General features: G+C 44.8%; 15 protein-coding genes. 9 read left to right on the top strand and 6 right to left on the bottom strand.

Annotation, left to right across the window (positions count from 1 at the left end; all coding sequences use genetic code 11):
- Window positions 1–34: 34 nt before the first annotated feature.
- Complete coding sequence (gene sltY, locus L0991_10725) at window positions 35–1,984, bottom strand: murein transglycosylase (GenBank protein ID XGB61881.1); 1,950 nt, start codon at window positions 1,982–1,984, stop codon at window positions 35–37.
- Window positions 1,985–2,247: 263 nt separating this feature from the next.
- Between sltY and ettA the strand changes: the two genes are divergently transcribed.
- The 3 genes from ettA to L0991_10740 all read left to right on the top strand — a co-directional run bounded on the left by ettA (window position 2,248) and on the right by L0991_10740 (window position 5,455).
- Complete coding sequence (ettA, locus tag L0991_10730; GenBank protein XGB61882.1) at window positions 2,248–3,915, top strand: energy-dependent translational throttle protein EttA; 1,668 nt, start codon at window positions 2,248–2,250, stop codon at window positions 3,913–3,915.
- Window positions 3,916–4,005: 90 nt separating this feature from the next.
- Window positions 4,006–4,374: a PilZ domain-containing protein gene (locus L0991_10735; GenBank protein ID XGB61883.1), complete on the top strand. Its 369-nt coding sequence runs from the start codon at window positions 4,006–4,008 to the stop codon at window positions 4,372–4,374.
- A 49-nt stretch (window positions 4,375–4,423) separates the two neighbouring features.
- Window positions 4,424–5,455 (top strand): M23 family metallopeptidase, encoded by a 1,032-nt coding sequence (locus tag L0991_10740; protein ID XGB61884.1) that lies wholly within the window; start codon window positions 4,424–4,426, stop codon window positions 5,453–5,455.
- A 127-nt stretch (window positions 5,456–5,582) separates the two neighbouring features.
- Here the strand turns inward: L0991_10740 and tyrA are convergent, their stop codons facing one another.
- The 4 genes from tyrA to L0991_10760 form a co-directional block, all read right to left on the bottom strand.
- Window positions 5,583–6,710, bottom strand: a complete 1,128-nt coding sequence (tyrA, locus tag L0991_10745; protein XGB61885.1) for a bifunctional chorismate mutase/prephenate dehydrogenase — start codon at window positions 6,708–6,710, stop codon at window positions 5,583–5,585.
- A gap of 101 nt (window positions 6,711–6,811) precedes the next feature.
- Complete coding sequence (locus tag L0991_10750) at window positions 6,812–7,885, bottom strand: 3-deoxy-7-phosphoheptulonate synthase (protein ID XGB61886.1); 1,074 nt, start codon at window positions 7,883–7,885, stop codon at window positions 6,812–6,814.
- A gap of 246 nt (window positions 7,886–8,131) precedes the next feature.
- A complete protein-coding gene (gene nagZ / locus L0991_10755; GenBank protein XGB61887.1) occupies window positions 8,132–9,121 on the bottom strand; it encodes a beta-N-acetylhexosaminidase in 990 nt (329 codons plus the stop codon).
- An 11-nt stretch (window positions 9,122–9,132) separates the two neighbouring features.
- Window positions 9,133–9,981 (bottom strand): MurR/RpiR family transcriptional regulator, encoded by an 849-nt coding sequence (locus L0991_10760; GenBank protein XGB61888.1) that lies wholly within the window; start codon window positions 9,979–9,981, stop codon window positions 9,133–9,135.
- 239 nt (window positions 9,982–10,220) lie between these two features.
- On the opposite strand from L0991_10760, the gene L0991_10765 reads away from it, so the two are divergent.
- From L0991_10765 to murQ, 4 genes are read left to right on the top strand one after another with little or no spacing between them, the layout of a single operon-like run.
- On the top strand, window positions 10,221–11,819 hold the full coding sequence (locus tag L0991_10765) for a sodium:solute symporter (GenBank protein XGB61889.1): 1,599 nt from the start codon (window positions 10,221–10,223) through the stop codon (window positions 11,817–11,819).
- The gene (locus L0991_10770; GenBank protein XGB61890.1) at window positions 11,816–12,685 is read left to right on the top strand and encodes an ATPase; all 870 of its coding nucleotides are present in this window, start codon (window positions 11,816–11,818) and stop codon (window positions 12,683–12,685) included. The genes L0991_10765 and L0991_10770 overlap by 4 nt, the downstream gene beginning before the upstream one ends.
- Window positions 12,686–12,695: 10 nt before the next feature.
- Window positions 12,696–13,808: an anhydro-N-acetylmuramic acid kinase gene (locus L0991_10775; protein ID XGB61891.1), complete on the top strand. Its 1,113-nt coding sequence runs from the start codon at window positions 12,696–12,698 to the stop codon at window positions 13,806–13,808.
- 31 nt (window positions 13,809–13,839) lie between these two features.
- Complete coding sequence (murQ, locus tag L0991_10780) at window positions 13,840–14,760, top strand: N-acetylmuramic acid 6-phosphate etherase (protein XGB61892.1); 921 nt, start codon at window positions 13,840–13,842, stop codon at window positions 14,758–14,760.
- A gap of 125 nt (window positions 14,761–14,885) precedes the next feature.
- On the opposite strand, the gene L0991_10785 is transcribed toward murQ, so the two are convergent.
- Window positions 14,886–15,236: a DUF2799 domain-containing protein gene (locus tag L0991_10785; GenBank protein ID XGB61893.1), complete on the bottom strand. Its 351-nt coding sequence runs from the start codon at window positions 15,234–15,236 to the stop codon at window positions 14,886–14,888.
- 333 nt (window positions 15,237–15,569) lie between these two features.
- On the opposite strand from L0991_10785, the gene L0991_10790 reads away from it, so the two are divergent.
- Together L0991_10790 and L0991_10795 are read left to right on the top strand one after the other, a co-directional pair.
- Window positions 15,570–17,057 carry a carbon starvation protein A gene (locus tag L0991_10790; protein XGB61894.1) on the top strand — a complete coding sequence of 496 codons (1,488 nt, stop codon included), beginning with the start codon at window positions 15,570–15,572 and terminating at the stop codon, window positions 17,055–17,057.
- Between the two features lie 264 nt (window positions 17,058–17,321).
- Window positions 17,322–18,992 carry a sensor histidine kinase gene (locus tag L0991_10795; GenBank protein XGB61895.1) on the top strand — a complete coding sequence of 557 codons (1,671 nt, stop codon included), beginning with the start codon at window positions 17,322–17,324 and terminating at the stop codon, window positions 18,990–18,992.
- Window positions 18,993–19,080 lie beyond the last annotated feature (88 nt).

Consider the following 19,080-nt stretch of genomic DNA (forward strand, 5'->3'; position numbering starts at 1 on the left):
TCGATTGTCACTCAGTTTTAGGTCTTATCGGCTTCTAGTATTTAGTTTTCACCTCATGGGGAGCCAAAAACTCACCCTGCTCACCCAAGATGTCTCGATAGTAAGTCTCAAACATTAAAATGTTCTGAACGTAACCACGTGTCTCTTTGAATGGAATCATCTCAATGAAAGCGAAGGCATCAAGTTTTTCATCACTGCGAGAACGCCACTGTTTCACACGGCTTGGTCCTGCATTGTAGGCAGCAAAAGCAAAAATACGGTTGTTATCATATTGAGAAAGCAAGCCATCTAAGTAGTGGCTGCCAATTTCGATATTCTTGCCGACATCGTAAAGATCATCGCTACCCTTGTACTTAATCTTGTGCTTGTTCGCCGTGTATTGCGCTGTCTTTGGCATAATTTGCATAACACCGCGAGCACCAACAGGAGAACGAGCTTCAGAGTCCATCGCGCTCTCTTGTCTTGCTAGAGACATCAAGGTGATTGGGTCAATATCATGCTTCTCTGCGTAGAAGTTAAACCACCACTTATGAGCGACCGGGAAACGCAATGCAATGTTATCCCACATTTTCGCTGAAATACTGGCAACGACAGTGAAGTGATTCCAACGCTGTGTTGCAGCGTAAGCAGCCAACATCTCTTTTTGCTCTTTATCTGCATTGGTCAGTAGCCAGCGCCATTCACTTTTGGCTGCGGCAATTTTATCGCGAGTGATAAGTTCATCGATACGAGTCAACGAAGTACTAAAAGGCTTCACTGTTTCTGGGTTGTATTTCAACGTAGAGGTTGGATATTGAATCGGTTTACCTAACTGCTTTGCCGCCGCAACACTGTAGAAATTACGCTGACCTAAAATATCAGACAGACGTTGGTTACCCTTTTCAGTATCACCTGTTGCTATTTCAGCCCTGCCTAGCCAATATTGCCAGCGCAATGACGCTTGGTGTTTGTCGTCTAAGCGGGCAATCCACTCTTTCAATCCAGTCCAATCGGCATGCTGAATAGCCAAACGGGCCCGACGTTCGAGTAAGACTTGTTTCGACGAACTCATCAACATCTCGTCTCGCCACTCCATCAACTCTTCAGAATCGGTATTGATTAAACGGAAAGTCAGGTAATCCGCGAGCTCTTGAGATTTCTCTTCAGAAAATTTCTGGGCCTTGATGACACCATCGAATACTTCTTGGGCACTGCTAGCCGATTTTCTTGCGAGCTTCTTAAAAGCAAACTCCGTTTGAGCTTGATAAAACTCATTGGCTGGATACTTCTTCGCGAACGTGAGCACATTTTCAGGCTTGTTGTATAACGCCTTCATCTGCTTAGCTTGAGCAATTGACTCATCATGATCCAATTGCTTGATCAGATAGGTCATCAGCTTACCGTTACGCCCTTCAAACGCTAACAGCATACGCTCTAAAATCAGCTCATCGGTTCTTAAGCCAGCTTGATCCCAACTCTTAAATAGCGGGTCGCAAGCGTCATCAACACCATCGCCGCTCAACCAAAGCTGCTTCGCCCCTTTAAAAGCCAGTTCTTGATTACCTTGCTCATAGTTCGCTCGGTAATAGATGCATTGGTACTTTTCACCCACCGGCTCTTTGGTCTGAAACTCAAGGATGGTTTGCCACTGTTTTCTAGACGCCAGCATATCTAAATATGGTGCTCGCATACGATTAGAAAATGGCAGGGCTTTGTTCTCTTCAATAAACGCATCCACTTCCGCCGGAGTGCGATCTCCAAGACCGATCAGAAAAGCACGATAATCGGTGTAAGGCGTGAGAGGGTATGTTTGAATTTTACTGCGCAGTGCTGAATAAGCTTTTAGATCACGGTTGTCTAAAACCTCTTGCGCTCTATCATAAACATCACGCTGCATTTCTAACTCTGAGGCATTGCTAGCCATAGCCATTGGGGCCAGTGAAACTGAAGACAAGATTGCCGATGCAGCCACAGCAACCTTCGTATTACCAATTCGGAAAAACATTCGCTCTTTCCTTAGTGCGTGTATGAATACGTGAAATCTATTTACGCCCGACATCACATAAAATGTAAAGGAATTGAGTGTAAATATTATTAATATTTAACACTTCATCTAAGAAGCATATTAAATATAGTTTTAATAACCAATGTGACAATAGTAAGTAAGGATTCGTTCAAGAATGGCTTTTCTTTCCTAGGAGTAACATCTTTAGGGATATTGGTATAAAATAGCTAACAATTTTGAACAATAATTAGGATCGATCGGCAATGGCTGAATACGTATATACCATGTCTCGGGTGAGCAAAACTGTTCCACCTAAGCGTCAAATTCTTAAAGACATTTCTCTTAGCTTTTTTCCTGGCGCTAAAATCGGTGTTTTGGGTCTAAATGGTTCAGGTAAATCTACCCTACTACGTATCATGGCTGGTATTGATACTGATATCGATGGCGAAGCTCGTGCACAACAAGGCCTTAATGTAGGTTACCTACCTCAAGAGCCTGTACTAGACGAATCAAAAACAGTTCGCGAAATCGTAGAAGAAGCGGTTTCTGATGTTGCTGACGCACTTAAACGTATCGACGCAGTTTACGCGGCTTACGCTGAACCAGATGCAGATTTCGATGCACTAGCAAAAGAGCAAGGCGAACTAGAAGCGCTTATCCAAGCAAAAGACGGTCACAACCTAGAAGCTGCTCTAGAGCGCGCTGCAGACGCACTTCGTCTTCCTGAGTGGGACGCTAAGATTGAACACCTTTCTGGTGGTGAGCGTCGTCGTGTTGCTATCTGTCGTCTACTTCTAGAGAAGCCAGACATGCTGCTTCTTGACGAACCAACGAACCACCTGGATGCAGAATCAGTTGCATGGCTAGAGCACTTCCTTGTGGACTACAGCGGTACTGTTGTGGCGATTACCCACGACCGTTACTTCCTAGATAACGCTGCTGGTTGGATTCTAGAGCTTGACCGTGGTGAAGGTATCCCATGGCAAGGTAACTACACGTCTTGGCTAGAGCAAAAAGATGAGCGTCTAAAGCAAGAGAAAGCTGGTGAAAGCGCACGTCAAAAGACTATCGAGAAAGAACTTGAGTGGGTTCGTCAAAACCCTAAAGGTCGTCAAGCTAAATCTAAAGCTCGTATGGCTCGTTTTGAAGAACTAACAACTGGCCAATACCAGAAGCGTAACGAAACCAACGAACTGTTCATCCCGCCAGGTGAGCGCCTAGGTGACAAAGTTCTTGAAGTTAAGAACCTAACTAAGTCATACGGTGACCGCGTTCTTATCGATGACCTATCGTTCAGCATGCCTAAGGGTGCTATCGTGGGTATCGTAGGTGCCAACGGTGCGGGTAAATCAACACTATTCAAGATGCTAAGCGGCGCAGAGCAACCAGACTCAGGTACGGTTGAACTAGGTGAAACAGTTAAGCTTGCTTCTGTTGATCAGTTCCGTGACAGCATGGACGACACTAAGACTGTATTCCAAGAGATCTCTGAAGGCGCTGATATCATTAAGATCAACAACTTCGAAATCCCAGCACGTGCATACTGCTCTCGTTTCAACTTCAAAGGCAACGACCAACAGAAGATCATCGGCGAGCTTTCTGGTGGTGAACGTAACCGTGTTCACTTAGCTAAGCTACTAAAAGCGGGCGGTAACGTACTGCTACTAGATGAGCCGACCAACGACCTAGACGTTGAAACGCTACGTGCTCTTGAAGAAGCACTGCTTGAGTTCCCTGGCTGTGCAATGGTTATCTCGCACGACCGTTGGTTCCTAGACCGTATTGCGACCCATATCTTAGACTACCGTGATGAAGGTCAAGTTAACTTCTACGAAGGTAACTATACTGAGTACACAGAGTGGCTGAAGAAGACTCTGGGCGCACAAGCGGCAGAACCACACCGCATCAAGTACAAACGTATTGCTAAGTAAATAAGCTTGTATTTTGAACAAAGGCCGCGATAATAGCGGCCTTTGATATATCTGGCTTACGTATTACGTATCGATATAGAGAGAATACTTATGATTGAAAGACGTCAATTTTCACGAGTTATTTATCAAGTTCCGACTGAAATCTCACAAGAACACATAAATGCATCTGGCTCAGTGCAAGACTTGTCTCTCCATGGTTTACTCATTCAATGCGGTCAATTACAACGATTCAGCCAAGATAGTCCTGTTCACGTTAGCTTTAAGTTGGCCAACAGCGATATCAATATTCAGTTAGAAGCAACGATAGTGTCTACCATCAATACCTCAATGCGTTTACGCATAGAGCATTTAGATATTGATAGTATCAGCCACCTTAAGCGCCTTGTTGAGCTTAACGTTGGTGACGATGAACTGCTTTATAGAGAGATTGAACACCTTACCGACTTAGGCAAGGAATAGTGTCTCCATTACCCTTTTTCTATTAGAAGCATTTAGTTAATACAGAACCATGTCTAAAAAAGTTTCCATTACTATTCCCTCAAGCCAAGGGGAACAGACGTTTTACTTCGGTCGAAAAGCCGTACTCTTATGCATGACTTCCCTGCTCTCAGTACCAATGTTGATTGGTGGTGCGACCTACATGCACTTTGAGAGTAAAAACAAGCTGGCTGCACAAGCCGGTGATGCACAAGAGTTAATTGAAACTCTGATTGTTGAAAAAGAGCAAACCGAGTTTTTATACGCGGAACAAGTTGAAACCAACCATAACCTATCTCAAGCATTAACTGAGAAAGAAGGTACGATTCAGCTACTCGGTAAGCGTGTATTCGATGTGGAATCCGTTCTTGGCCTGGCTGATGAAGAGTTACACACCGATGAAGTTTCATTAGAAGACCGTATTGATGCTGCGGCAGTCGATTCAGCGGTAAGAGCTACCATGTTCCGCTTAATTCCTAATGATAGTCCGATGGCTTATCAACGTATCTCGTCTTCTTACGGTCGCCGTACTAACCCAATTACCGGCAAACGCCACAACCATACTGGTATCGACCTTACTTGTAAGCGCGGCGAAGATATCTTAGCGCCTGCAGATGGTGTGATTGAAACGGTTCGTCCAAGCAAGAAAGGCTTCGGTAACTTTATCACTATGCGCCATTCCTTCGGCTTCATGAGCTCTTACGCGCATCTGCAAAAATTCAAAGTTCGCAGCGGTCAGTTTGTCAGTAAAGGTGATGTGATTGCGAGCTGTGGTAACTCAGGTAACTCAACTGGGCCGCATCTGCATTATGAAGTACGCTTCCTTGGCCGCTCATTGAACCCTCAATACTTGATGGATTGGACACCAGAGAACTTCAATTACGTGTTTGAGAAAGAGAAAAAGGTGAAATGGGGCCCACTGGTTCAACTGATTGACAATGTGGTTCGTTTGCAGATCAACCTAACCAACGTGCCTTACATCAGTTCAACGATCGATACGGTATCCAGCGAAGATAACCGAGTATCGAGCGAAAATAACAAAGCGCCCATCGCAACTAACTAGGCGTATTCGTTTAGCCCATGATGATCCAAAAGCATTTTTCCTACCATAGGCCAAATGCATTACGAGCATTCAACACAAACAAAAAGAGCGACCAAATGGTCGCTCTTTTTTTATTTTCAAACAGCTATTAACCGCGATGAATCGAGTCATGTGCTTGTTTTAACAGGCTTTGACTCTCTTGCAAGAATTGCTGTGAGTAGTCACCAAACCAGTCACTCACCTGGTTAAAACTCTCAACGAACTTGGCTTTATCTTTTCCATCTAAAATCTCGAGTGCTTCACCAAAGCAACGGTGGAAGCGACGAATCATCTCAATGTTCTCATCTGAAGATAGAATGATGTCACCGTACAAATTCGGGTCTTGAGCAAACAGACGGCCAACCATCGCAATCTCTAGACGGTAGATTGGAGAGCTAAGCTTCAGAAGCTGGTCGATGTTCGGGTTCTCTTTGCTTAGGTGTAGGCCGTAAGCAAAAGAGGTAAAGTGGCGAAGTGCTTGAATTAGAGTCATGCCGTGATCATGCTCAGCAGCATCCATCTGACATAGGCTCGCACCCCAGATACTAAATTGCTCCAGTAGCCATTGGTAGCTTTCAGAACCACGCCCATCACTGTAAACGATCACCTGTTTCGCTAAGCTTGGTACATCAGGGCCAAACATAGGGTGTAAACCAACAACAGGACCTTGGTGCATATTCATCATTGCTTGTAGCGGCTTTGATTTGATCGATGTTAAATCACAAAGAATACAATCGCTTGGCAAGTTACCAAGTTTCGCAATCACACCTTCCGTTAAATGAATTGGAACGGTAACAACCACAAGACCTGCGTTGTCTAGGATTTCATCGGCTCTATCCCAATCTTGGCTACCAAGGACTTTCACTTCATAGCCAGAAAGCTTAAACATGCGGCCAAATAAGCCACCAAGCTGACCATTACCACCAACGATAACCACTGAACGCAATTCTGGGTTGAGACACTTAAAACCAGAGTCTTTTTCGCTAGCATAAGATTCACGCATAGTTCGACGCAAAATATCTTCGATGAGCTGTGGTGGAACCCCTATTTTTTCTGCTTCTTGACGACGAGACGCCAACATTGCCGCTTCACGCTCCGGCACATAAATAGGTAATCCATGTTCACTTTTCACTTCACCAACTTTCTCAACGAGAGCAAGTCGCTGAGCCAGTAAATCCAGCATTTGTTTATCGACAGCATCAATTTGGTCGCGTAATTCGTTCAGTTCAACGGCCATTTTATTCCTTACTAATCTATAAGCCCGTACCAACGCCGATTTCGTTAGCAACAGATCTTAAAATGCCCCATTAGATGAGGCACTTAACTTTTAAACTCTGACTAACCTTTCAAACGGTTCTCTAAGAACGGGACTAGTTCCGTATGTGCATGTTTCAATAGTGCCTCAGTTGTGTCCCAATTGATACACGCGTCGGTAATTGAAACGCCGTATTTCATCTCATTGAGAGGTATATCAGAAGATTGGTTTCCTTCGTTGATATGGCTTTCAATCATAAGGCCGATGATCGACTTGTTACCTTCACGAATTTGGTGAATCACATCTTCAGCAACCAGAGGCTGGCGACGGAAATCTTTGCGAGAGTTAGCATGGCTACAGTCAACCATCAGTGCCGCTTCTAAACCTGACTTACCTAGCTCTTGCTCACATTCGTGTACGGATACTGAATCGTAGTTCGTTTGCTTACCACCACGTAAAATAACATGGCCATTTGGGTTACCTTGAGTGGTTAGTAGTGCAACTTGACCTTCACGGCTGATACCCATGAAACGGTGGCTAGAAGAAGCCGCCTGCATCGCATTGATTGCTGTGCCGAGGTTGCCATCTGTACCATTCTTGAAGCCGATTGGCATTGAAAGACCACTTGCCATTTCACGGTGAGTTTGTGATTCAGTTGTACGTGCGCCGATCGCTGCCCAGCTGAATGTATCTGCTAGGTATTGCGGGCTGATTGGGTCTAGCGCTTCTGTCGCCAATGGAATTTCCATCTCAGCAAGTTCAACCAGTAGCTCACGACCTACATGCAAACCATGCTCAATATCGAAAGTACCATCTAGATGAGGGTCGTTGATTAAACCTTTCCAGCCCACCGTAGTACGAGGCTTTTCAAAGTAAACACGCATAACAATATACAGTTGATCGCTAAGTTGCTCAGATAAAGCTTTTAGGCGTTTCGCGTACTCTTTTGCCGCTTCAACATCATGGATAGAACAAGGGCCACATACAACTAGCATACGGTGATCTTTCTTATGGATGATGTTTGCGATAGTTTGACGAGACTCTTGAATGAAACGACGAGCATTATCACTCAAAGGCAGTTTTGCTTTTAACTCCTCAGGAGTAATCAGTACCTGTTCGTCGATAATATTGACATTGCTTAATTCACTTTTCTGCATAACTCAACCTGTATATTTATTTTTACACCCAACATTTCCATTTGGGTTAACAATCTTTAAAAACACAATAACAGCTACAAAAACGATTGCAAGCGTAAACAATAAAAAACATTTGGTGTAAATTTAATTTTACACATGAGTTTTAAGTCGTTTTGATTAGATTACTGACTTAAACCACAGTCAATACAAACAAAAAAGGCGATATTTCTCATATCGCCTTCTTTAAATTTGTAGAGTGTTTATTTATCACTCATCGTTTAGCATTCGCTTAATCTGCTCTGAAGCCTCTTTCCATCGGGTATCAGAGTGAAGAGTCGACAAATCAAAGCTGTGTTTTTTAAGCAATGAGTTGGCTAAAGAGACCTCTTGAATCGCTAAGTGATCAAGAGCTTCAATTTGTGCATCTCGTTTATTACACATCAACACCATGTCACAGCCTGCGTTCAAGGCTGCTTTTGCTCTGTCAGCAGGTCCGCCCATGATCGCAGCGCCTTCCATCGTTAAATCATCAGAGAAGATCAGACCTTTAAAGCCCAGTTTTTGTCTCAATACTTTCTGTAACCAATATTGAGAGCCACTTGCTGGTTGGTCATCATAATGAGAGAAAACCACGTGTGCAGGCATCATCGCATCTAATATTCCCGCTTCAATTTGCGCCTTAAAGATCGCCATATCGGTTTCAAAGATATCGTCTCGAGGGTCGTAAGGGGTTTCAAGGTGCGAATCGGCTATCACACCACCATGACCAGGGAAGTGCTTTCCAGTTGTCGCCATACCAACCGACTTCATGCCTTTGATGAATGCACTACTGTGACGAACGATGGTATCGATATCTTCACCAAATGCTCGGTTACCAATCGCCTTACATTGATGCCCTTTATCTAATACTGGTGCAAAACTTAGATCGATATCGTGAGCAATCAGCTCCGCCGCCATCAACCAACCTGCTTGTTCTGCTAATTGTTCACCATTGTTGTGAGTCGCGAACTCTTGAGCGGCAGGGATAATAGAAAAACCATCACGGAAACGCTGTACTCGTCCACCTTCTTGGTCAACACCAATTAAAATAGGACGCTTAGCCGCTTTGCGAATCTCTTTGTTCAGTGCCGATAGCTGCTTGCTATCGTGGTAGTTTCTAGCAAATAAAATGAGACCACCAACGGTTGGGTGCTCTAAAATTTCTTTGTCTTCCGCAGTCAGTTCGTAGCCTGCAACATCAACCCACAACGGTCCCATAATATGTCCTTCTATTGCTTAAATTCCGCTACCGCAGATTTACTTTGTTCGATTAATTGGTCGGCTTGCTCTTCTTGCTGAGTTAACGCAATGAACAACAAGTCAGTAATATAAAGTTGGCTATCACGCGCTGTGATAGAGGAGCTACGAATATGATTCTCGTCAGCCGCCGAAATGAGTTTGATATCAGCATATTTGTCCAAAGCCGAGGGAGATAACTGACTAATCACAATCACTTTGGCCTTCTTCGATCTCGCTAACTGAGCCACTTTTACAACTTCTCTGGTTTTTCCTGAATAGGAAATCGCTACCAACACATCATTTTCAGTAAGCGATGCCGCGTTGGCAATCTGAATATGAGCATCTGGCTCAGCATGAACCGCATGACCGATTTTCATCAGTTTATAAGCGAAATCTTTCGCGACTAGAGATGATGCCCCAACACCTGAAATTTGGATTTTATTAGCAAGGTGCAATAAGTCAGCGGCATTACTCAGCTGTTCGCCCTCATTTAATAACACGGTACGTTCAAGCGATTGTGTTTTGCTTGCAAGAAGTTTTTCCATCACGGTATCTGGCGAATCTTTTCTGGTGATGGTGCCATGTATCCCTCGCTGAGATACAGGCTGATAACTCATATCACTCTGATAGAGTTTCACCTTCATTTCAGAAAAGCCTTTATAACCGATCTTCTGACTAAACTTGACGATCGTCGACTGACTTACCCCCACCGCTTTCGCTAATTCAGGGGAAGAGAGCTGCTTAACCTGCTGCGGGTGATCCAATACATATCGTGCCACCAGCGAATCCGATGGAGAAAGCTTTGGTAATAACGCTTTTACTTTCGCAATGCCTTTCACTCGAATCCTCTCCTCTTTCAACTGTCATCATCATAACGAGTTTTGCCTTTCCATTGGAATAATTATTCCTTTCCGCCTTCTTATTTGGAATAGCTCACACCACCTTCTGGGAGCATCATCAAAGAAAACCTCTGGTCACTATTCCACCAAGGAATAGGTTTTGAAACTCATTATTCAAACTGTCATTCTGAAAAAATAACAATAAACACCTTCTCATCTATTCATGCTATGGAGCTGCTATGAATTCACTATTTACTTCGCTGGATTGGGCGGTATTTGCGATTTACTTCGTTGTTATCGCCTTCACAGGTTGGCATTTCAGCCGAACCAAAATCACGAGTACCAAGGACTATTTTTTAGGTGGTAACTCAATGCCAATGTGGGTGGTGGCTATCTCGGTACTAGCAACCTCACAGTCAGCAGCGACGTTTTTAGGTGGACCAGAATCGAGCTACCGTGGCGATCTCACTTACCTAGCGACTAATATTGGCGGTATTTTGGGTGCTATTTTTGTCGCACTGATTCTGATTCCTCGCTTTTATCAAAACAAAGTTTCAACAGTATATGAGCTACTGAAAGTACGTTTTGGAGAGAAAACCAAGCAGCGTGCCGGTGTGATGTATTTGGTTGGTCGTGTGTTTGCTTCTGGTGCTCGCCTATATATGGCGGCTATCGCAGTATCTATGATTCTATTTACCAATATTGACCCAAGCAGCGTCATCACTTCCGTGGTGATTTTGGTCACCGTTGGTCTCGCTTACACCTACATGGGTGGTATCCGCTCGGTTATCTGGAGTGATCTTATCCAACTTGTGGTGTACGTCGGTGCGGCTATTGCGGTCATTATCTACTTACTAGGTCAGATCCCGGCAGATTTCAGCCAAATAGCACAAGTGCTTGCCAACCCTGGTGAAGGTCAATCTTCGAAGCTGACCTTACTCGATTTCACTCTTGATTTAACACCTGCTGGTACTTTCAGCTTCTGGGCATGTATTACTGGATTTGTACTGCTGAACATTGGTGCGTTTGGTCTTGATCAAGACATGACCCAGCGAGTTCTAACCTGTAAAGATGCCAAGCAAGGCTCTAAGGCGATGATCAACTCAATCATCTTCTCTATCCCTGTTGTGTTGGTTTTCATGTCGATTGGCCTACTTCTGTATGTTTTCTATCAAAGACCGGACCTAATGGGTGTCGAAGGAAAAGATGTCGTGCAGAGCTTCAATGGTGAGAACGTGACGATTTTCATGTACTACGTGCTTAATGAAATGCCGGCAGGTCTTCGAGGCTTAGTGACAGTTGGTGTGGTTGCCGCTGCACTTTCAACACTAAACTCAGGCTTGAATTCAATGTCTTCTGTCGCGATTCAAGATATCTACAAACCATGGCTAGAAGCTCGTAAAGGCGAACAAGATGACTTCCATTATGTAAAAGCAGGTCGCTTCGGTATGGCCGCAGCTGCGCTAGCCTTAGGTAGCATGGGTATCTTGTGTTACTACTGGCAGCAATACACCGACATGCCATTATTGTCGTTTGCTTTGAGTGTGATGGTGTTTGCTTACACTGGACTACTGGGGGTTTACTTCACGGCCATTTTCACCGAGCGTGGCAATGAAACATCAGTAGCATTAGCACTTGTGGCCGGCTTCCTAACAACATTACTGATGCAAGCTTATGTTTGGGATAGTGTAATGGGTATGATTAATACGAATTGGGTGGGCGTTCGATTGGCCTTCCCATATCAACTGTGTGTAGGCACCTTTGTCTCATTAATCGTATGTCTTTCAGGCAAGAAACAGCCTCAAGAAGCAAATAAACTACAAACGGTTAGCCAATGATTACTCATACTCTAGCCGTCGATGGTGGCGGCACAAAAACTGCAATGAGACTCAAACGAATTTCACCAACGCCGAGCGTAATTAAAGAGCGAACTTTAGCCGCAACGTCACTAACCTTATACGGTGAAACAGCAATCACTCAACTGACTCATTACATTGAAGAAATGCTGAGTGTGAATCAGATAAATCCGAAACAGTGTTATATTGTGGTCGGTGTTGCTGGCGCAGGTAATGCTCAACTAAAAGCGAAGTTACAACTGGCACTGTCCCATTTCCCAAACCTGTATGTGACGACCGATGCTGAAGCCTCGGTCGTTGGTGCAAATAGAGGAGAAGGCGTAAACTGTATTGCTATTGGCACAGGCTCGGTTGCGATTCAATTAGACAACCAATACGTGACTCATCAGTTTGGCGGTTGGGGTTTCCCCATTGGTGATCAAGGTGGCGGCGCTTGGCTTGGTTTTAAAGCGGTTCAGCAAACACTTGTCGAGTTTGACGCTCAACGTTGCTCGTTAACCAGTCAACTGGTCATGAAGAAAACAGGCAATGTCCGCAGTGCGATTCTAAAATGGACTCGCTCAGCCAACGCGACCGATTATGCTCAATTTGCAAAAGAGCTTGTCGAGTTAGAACCATGTTGTCCGACGGCAAAAAACATCGTTGAGCAAGGTATTCAAGAAATTGAGAGGCTTGCGCGAATATGCTCAGAAAACAACTCACTACCGATCATGTTCTTAGGCAGCTTAGGCTCTTTCTATCGTTACAAACTGCCACAAGCGCTACAAGATCGCAGCTTAGAGGTTCAAGGTAATGCTCTAGATGGCGCAGAAATCATCGCACATCAAAAGCTTTGCCCGCTTAATTAAGGAAATGACCATGAAGTCAGAGTTATACATTGGCGTGATGTCAGGCACGAGCATGGACGGCGTTGATACGGCACTGGTGTCGATAGAAGACAGCCGGATCACACTGCTTGCTCATGATGAGTTTCCAATGCCAAAGGAACTCAAAACACGCTTGCTGGATGTATGTATTGGTCAGAAAACTGACTTGATTGCCATTGGTGAGCTCGACCACCAGCTTGGCCACCTATTTGCTGATGCCGTTCTACAGCTTCTCGCCAAGTCAGAGACTCCTGCATCGGCTGTCACTGCAATTGGCAATCATGGTCAAACGGTATTCCACCAACCAACAGGCGACTCTCCTTTTACCATGCAGTTGGGTGATGCCAACATTATTGCTGCTAAAACCGAGATCCAAACCGTCGCTGATTTCAGACGTAAAGACATGGCACTTGGTGGACAAGGTGCGCCACTGGTCCCCGCTTTTCACCATACTATTTTTCAACCGCAAGAAAGCTCAGTTGTGGTGCTAAACATTGGTGGCATATCGAATATTTCAGTACTGCGCCCGAATCAACCAACACTTGGTTATGATACCGGCCCTGGCAATATGTTGATGGATGCTTGGGTAGATAAACACACGGGTGAAAAATTTGACCGCGACGCTCAGTTCGCACTTCAAGGCCAGGTCAATCAAGCCTTATTAAAACAACTGTTGGAAGAATCTTATTTATCTATAACACCGCCGAAAAGTACCGGTAGAGAGCTTTTCAACCTGCCTTGGTTAGAGCAACAATTAACAGAATTTAACGACATCTCAGCACAAGATGTCCAACGCACGCTTTGCGAATACACGGCTTTAACGATCGCCAATGAAGTCGAGACTTACCGCTTAGGCAACGCACCAGCATTGTATGTATGTGGTGGTGGGGTTAGAAACCCACTATTGATGAAGAGGCTGTCTGAGCTTCTACCAAGCTGGGAGGTTGCCTCAACCACTAGCAAAGGTGTAGATGCTGACTATATGGAAGCCATGGCTTTTGCTTGGCTTGCTCAGCGTCATGTTCATCAACTACCGAGTAATTTGCCAGAAGTGACTGGTGCAAGCAGAGCTGCCTCTCTAGGCGTTCTATACAGTGCTAACTAAACCATTTTAGAATCATCATTTAAGGATCATTATGAGTAACGACGCTCTCATATCAGCGCTCTCGCACCTCGTTTCGGAGGGGAGAAACCCTGACACTATGGATATTGATCTACTCACTTCACTTGAAGTGGTCGAAAAGATTAACCAACAAGACAAACAAGTCCCACTAGCGATCGAAGCTGAACTGCCACAAATTGCTAAAGCCGTTGATAAAATCGCTCACGCCTTTCAAAACGGTGGACGACTGATTTACATGGGTGCTGGCACCAGTGGTCGATTGGGCGTATTAGATGCATCAGAGTGCCCGCCTACATTTGGCGTTTCTGACAAAATGGTTATCGGCCTTATCGCCGGCGGACCAGAAGCCATTTTGAAAGCAAAAGAAGGGGCTGAAGATTCACTGACGTTAGGTATCGATGATCTAAAAGCGATTCAATTTTCAGAAAAGGATGTTGTGGTTGGTATTGCGGCAAGCGGGCGCACACCTTACGTGATTGGCGCACTCAACTATGCTAATCAAATCGGTGCGGTGACGGTTGCTCTGTCTTGTAATCCAGATTCGCCAATTGCTGATATTGCTCAGATCGCGATAAGCCCAGTGGTTGGCCCAGAAGCCTTAACAGGGTCAACAAGGCTGAAATCCGGTACAGCGCAAAAACTGGTACTAAATATGCTGACCACCGCGAGTATGATTCGCATTGGTAAGAGCTACCAGAACCTGATGGTCGACGTAAAAGCAACCAACGAAAAGCTAGTAGCCCGCGCGGCTCGTATCGTAATTCAAGCAACCGAATGTGATAAAGCATTAGCAGTATCGACGCTTAAAACTACCGATTATGACGTAAAACTTGCGATCTTGATGATTCTGACCGGGCTTGATTTGCAAGCGGCTAAGGCTCAACTTGATCAGCAAAACGGCTTTTTAAGAAAAGCGGTCGAGAATAACCAGTAAATGTCGGATTAATCTTCGATGCTGATGAAAGCGTGATACAAAAAACCAGTACGCATAAGGTACTGGTTTTTTTCAATTTAAGCTTGATGATTCCGCTTAAGAGATGTGACTAATCACGAGCGAAGTTAGTGGTCGTTGGAGAACTCATCCCAGCCACGTTGCCACTCCATTCGGAAACGCTGAGCATCTTCGGTACCAGAACAAACACCTTCATACACCTGACCTGATAAGCCAATCTGATAAGCGTGGTTCGGGTTACAATATTCAGTTACACCGATTTGGTAACCTTCGTTGTAGCTTGCTTGGTCAACGGCACCCAGTTCTGCCATCTCTGAATACGAGCGTTGAGTGTTGCCTTTGATACCATCACGGTAGCCAATCTCTTGCCAGTTACCTTCTGCCGCTAAGTCTTGAACATTGGCGCTGCATCCTGCAAGGCTAAATGCTACGGCGAATAGTGCTATTATCTTTTTCATTTCAATCCTTTATATTTCCCTAGCCACTTCTAAATGAAGCTTTGCCTCTGGTAGTAATTCTCCGCTGAACGGGGGCTGATGTCCACTCATCTCTGTTATCTACCGCTGATCTTTATTACACGCCGTTTAATGCTCACCATCGACCACTCAACAGAAGCACGATACTTCTCAACACTTATCCCCCACCACTCAACAAAGGTCACAAACCACTAAACCGGTTATAACACCACTTAATTAGCTATTCGACCACTCACTCCAGTAGCGGAAGTTTCTTTCCATACACTCCTCTAATATACACCCTGACTTAATTAATACATTCAGGGATAACAAATTATGATGTGGTTTCTTACCTGTGTCGCAGCACTCATTGGTGGCTACTTTATTTACGGTACCTTTATCGAGAAGATTTTCGGTATCAATGAAAAGCGCCAAACACCCGCTCACACTAAGCAAGACGGCGTGGACTACGTTCCAATGTCGACTCCAAAGGTTTACCTAGTTCAGCTGCTTAACATTGCAGGTGTAGGTCCAATCTTCGGCCCTATCATGGGTGCCCTATACGGCCCAGCAGCAATGCTATGGATCGTACTAGGTTGTATCTTCGCAGGTGCAGTACACGACTACTTCTCAGGTATGTTATCTATCCGTAATGGTGGTGCTTCGGTTCCAACCATCACTGGACGTTACCTAGGCAATGGCGCAAAACACTTTATGAATATCTTTGCCATTGTTCTACTGCTTCTAGTTGGTGTGGTATTCGTTTCTGCTCCAGCAGGCATGATCACTAACCTAGTGAACGATCAAACTGATTTCGCGATGTCTGCAACAACTATGGTTGTTGTTATCTTTGCTTACTACATCATCGCAACGATTGTCCCTGTCGATAAAATCATTGGTCGCTTCTATCCACTGTTCGGTGCTCTGCTTATCTTCATGTCGGTAGGCCTAATCACCGCAATTGGCTTCTCTGATGAACACCAAATCATGGGTGGTTTTGAAATCAGCGACATGTTCACCAACATGAACCCTAACGATCTACCACTATGGCCTGCTCTATTCATCACTATCGCTTGTGGTGCAATCTCTGGCTTCCACGCAACTCAGTCACCTCTGATGGCGCGTTGTATGGAAAACGAGAAGAACGGTCGCTTCGTATTCTACGGTGCAATGATTGGTGAAGGCATCATCGCTCTTATCTGGTGTGCACTTGCACTATCGTTCTTCGGTTCAGTTGAGTCTCTATCTGAAGCGGTAGCAAACGGCGGCCCAGGTAACGTGGTATACAGCGCTTCATTTGGCCTACTAGGTGTATTCGGCGGTATCCTTGCTTTCCTAGGCGTGGTTATCCTACCAATCACATCTGGTGACACAGCATTCCGTTCAAGCCGCCTAATCCTTGCTGAATACTTCAACATGGAACAGAAGACACTGCGTAACCGCCTACTGATGGCTCTACCGCTGTTCGTTATCGGTGGCATCCTGACTCAAGTAGACTTCGGTATCATCTGGCGCTACTTCGGTTTCGCTAACCAATCAACAGCAGTAATGATGTTGTGGACAGCGTCAGCTTACCTACTACGTCACAACAAACTGCACTGGGTAACGACAGTTCCAGCTATCTTCATGACGTCTGTGTGTATCACATTCATCCTGAACAACAGCCAACTTGGTTTCGGCCTACCTATGCAAATCTCAACTATCGTTGGTGTGATTAGTGCGCTGGGTGTTGCGGCTTACGTAATCAAGATTTCTAAAGGCAAAGGCGAAACTGACCTTGCTAATGAAGAAAAAGAAGCAAAAGGCGAGACCAAAACAGCCTAGTTCTTAGACTCTTTGTAAAAGAGACCAGTCTTCATAGAAAGACAAGAACAGCCAAACACAACTTCGCTTGTTCCGGCAATCACTCAGTGATTCATGGATATTAAGACTAAAGCCCATCCCCTGTGATGGGCTTTATTGTCTGTAATGGTTAAGCAAGAAAGTGAGAAGTGCCAATCGCTCGATAAAAGCCTTACAAACACAAGCAAAACTACCCTTACCACACAATGAGCTTTACACTTAACAAGCGTCTCAATAGGTGAAAATATGGAACTCATTCTCTCTCTGCTTCAACAAACCTGTGTCTACTTAGTGATCGCTTACATGCTAAGTAAAACCCCACTGATTCTCCCTTTGTTGAGCATCTCTTCACGCTTAAGCCATAAGATCAGCTGTTACGTTCTGTTCTCTTTGTTCTGCATTATGGGCACCTACTTCGGCCTACAGATAAATGACGCTATCGCCAACACGCGTGCAATGGGCGCGGTGATGGGAGGCCTATTTGGTGGCCCTGTGGTTGGTTTTGCAGTGGGTTTTACTGGCGGCATTCATCGTTACTCATTAGGTGGCTTCACCGACTTGGCATGTGCGATTTCAACCACTGCGGAGGGCCTGATTGGTGGTTTGCTGCATGTGTACTTAGTCAGAAAGAACAAAGCCAACCAGCTATTTAATCCGATGGTGGTGTTCTCTGTGACGCTGTTTGCAGAGATCATTCAGATGTTGATTCTGCTTGCAGTCGCCAAACCATTTGAACAATCTTATGCGCTGGTTTCCGACATTGCAGCGCCGATGATCATTGCCAACTCTGTGGGTGCAGCACTGTTCATGAGTATCATCCAAGACCGTAAAACCATATTTGAGAAATACTCAGCGACTTTCTCGCGTCGTGCACTGACCATTGCCGAACGTTCGGTAGGTATTCTGCATGGTGGTTTCACGTCTGATAACGCGCAGAAGATCGTGCGCATCATCTACGAAGAGACCAACGTAGGTGCTGTGGCAATCACTGACCGAGAAAAAATTCTCGCTTTCGTTGGCATCGGCGATGAGCACCATATTCCAAACACCCCTATTTCATCGCAAAGTACACTGACTTCGATGGAACAGAACGACATCATCTACCTTGATGGTAAAGAGAACCCATACCAATGCTCACTCTCACAGGATTGTAAGTTGGGGTCAGCGCTGATTATCCCACTGCGTGCTGGTAACGAAGTCGTCGGTACCATCAAGCTGTATGAGCCTAAACTGAAGCTGTTTTCAACCATCAATATGTCGATGGCTGAAGGTATTGCTCAGCTGTTATCGAGTCAAATCCTGTTCAGCAACTACCAGCAACAGCAAACCCTGCTCACTCAAGCTGAAATCAAACTGCTGCACGCACAGGTCAACCCGCACTTCTTGTTTAACGCACTCAACACCATCAGTGCCGTAACACGTCGTGACCCAGATAAAGCACGTGAGCTCATTCAGCACCTATCTCACTTTTTCAGAAGTAACCTTAAGCAGAATATCAATACCGTGAAGCTTAAAGACGAGCTCGCGCACGTTAACGCGTACCTGACGATCGAAAAGGCACGCTTTACTGACCGCTTAGAAATTGAGTGGGACATAGACCCACAACTGTTTGAGTCACAACTGCCAAGCTTTACCCTGCAACCTCTGGTTGAAAATGCCATTAAACATGGGATTTCAAACATGCTGGAAGGCGGCAAAGTGAAGATCTATAGCGAAGCTTTCCAAGGTGGATTTAAACTGATCGTTGAGGACAATGCTGGTAACTACCAAAAGCCATCTCAAGATCATGTTGGATTAGGGATGGAAATTGTTGATAAACGACTCACTAATTTCTTTGGACAAGACTCAGCACTAAAAATAGAATCTCAACCACAGCAATTTACTCGAATGAGCTTTATCATACCTATACTAAAATAAAGGTGTTTTCGTAGATAATCGCTTCTCAGTAGTGACATTTAGAAGCAAACATTTAAAAGATAAGCGGAATAAGCAGGGACAGAACAAA

Origin of the sequence: Vibrio chagasii, assembly GCA_041879415.1 — a bacterium.
Taxonomy (GTDB): Bacteria; Pseudomonadota; Gammaproteobacteria; order Enterobacterales; family Vibrionaceae; genus Vibrio.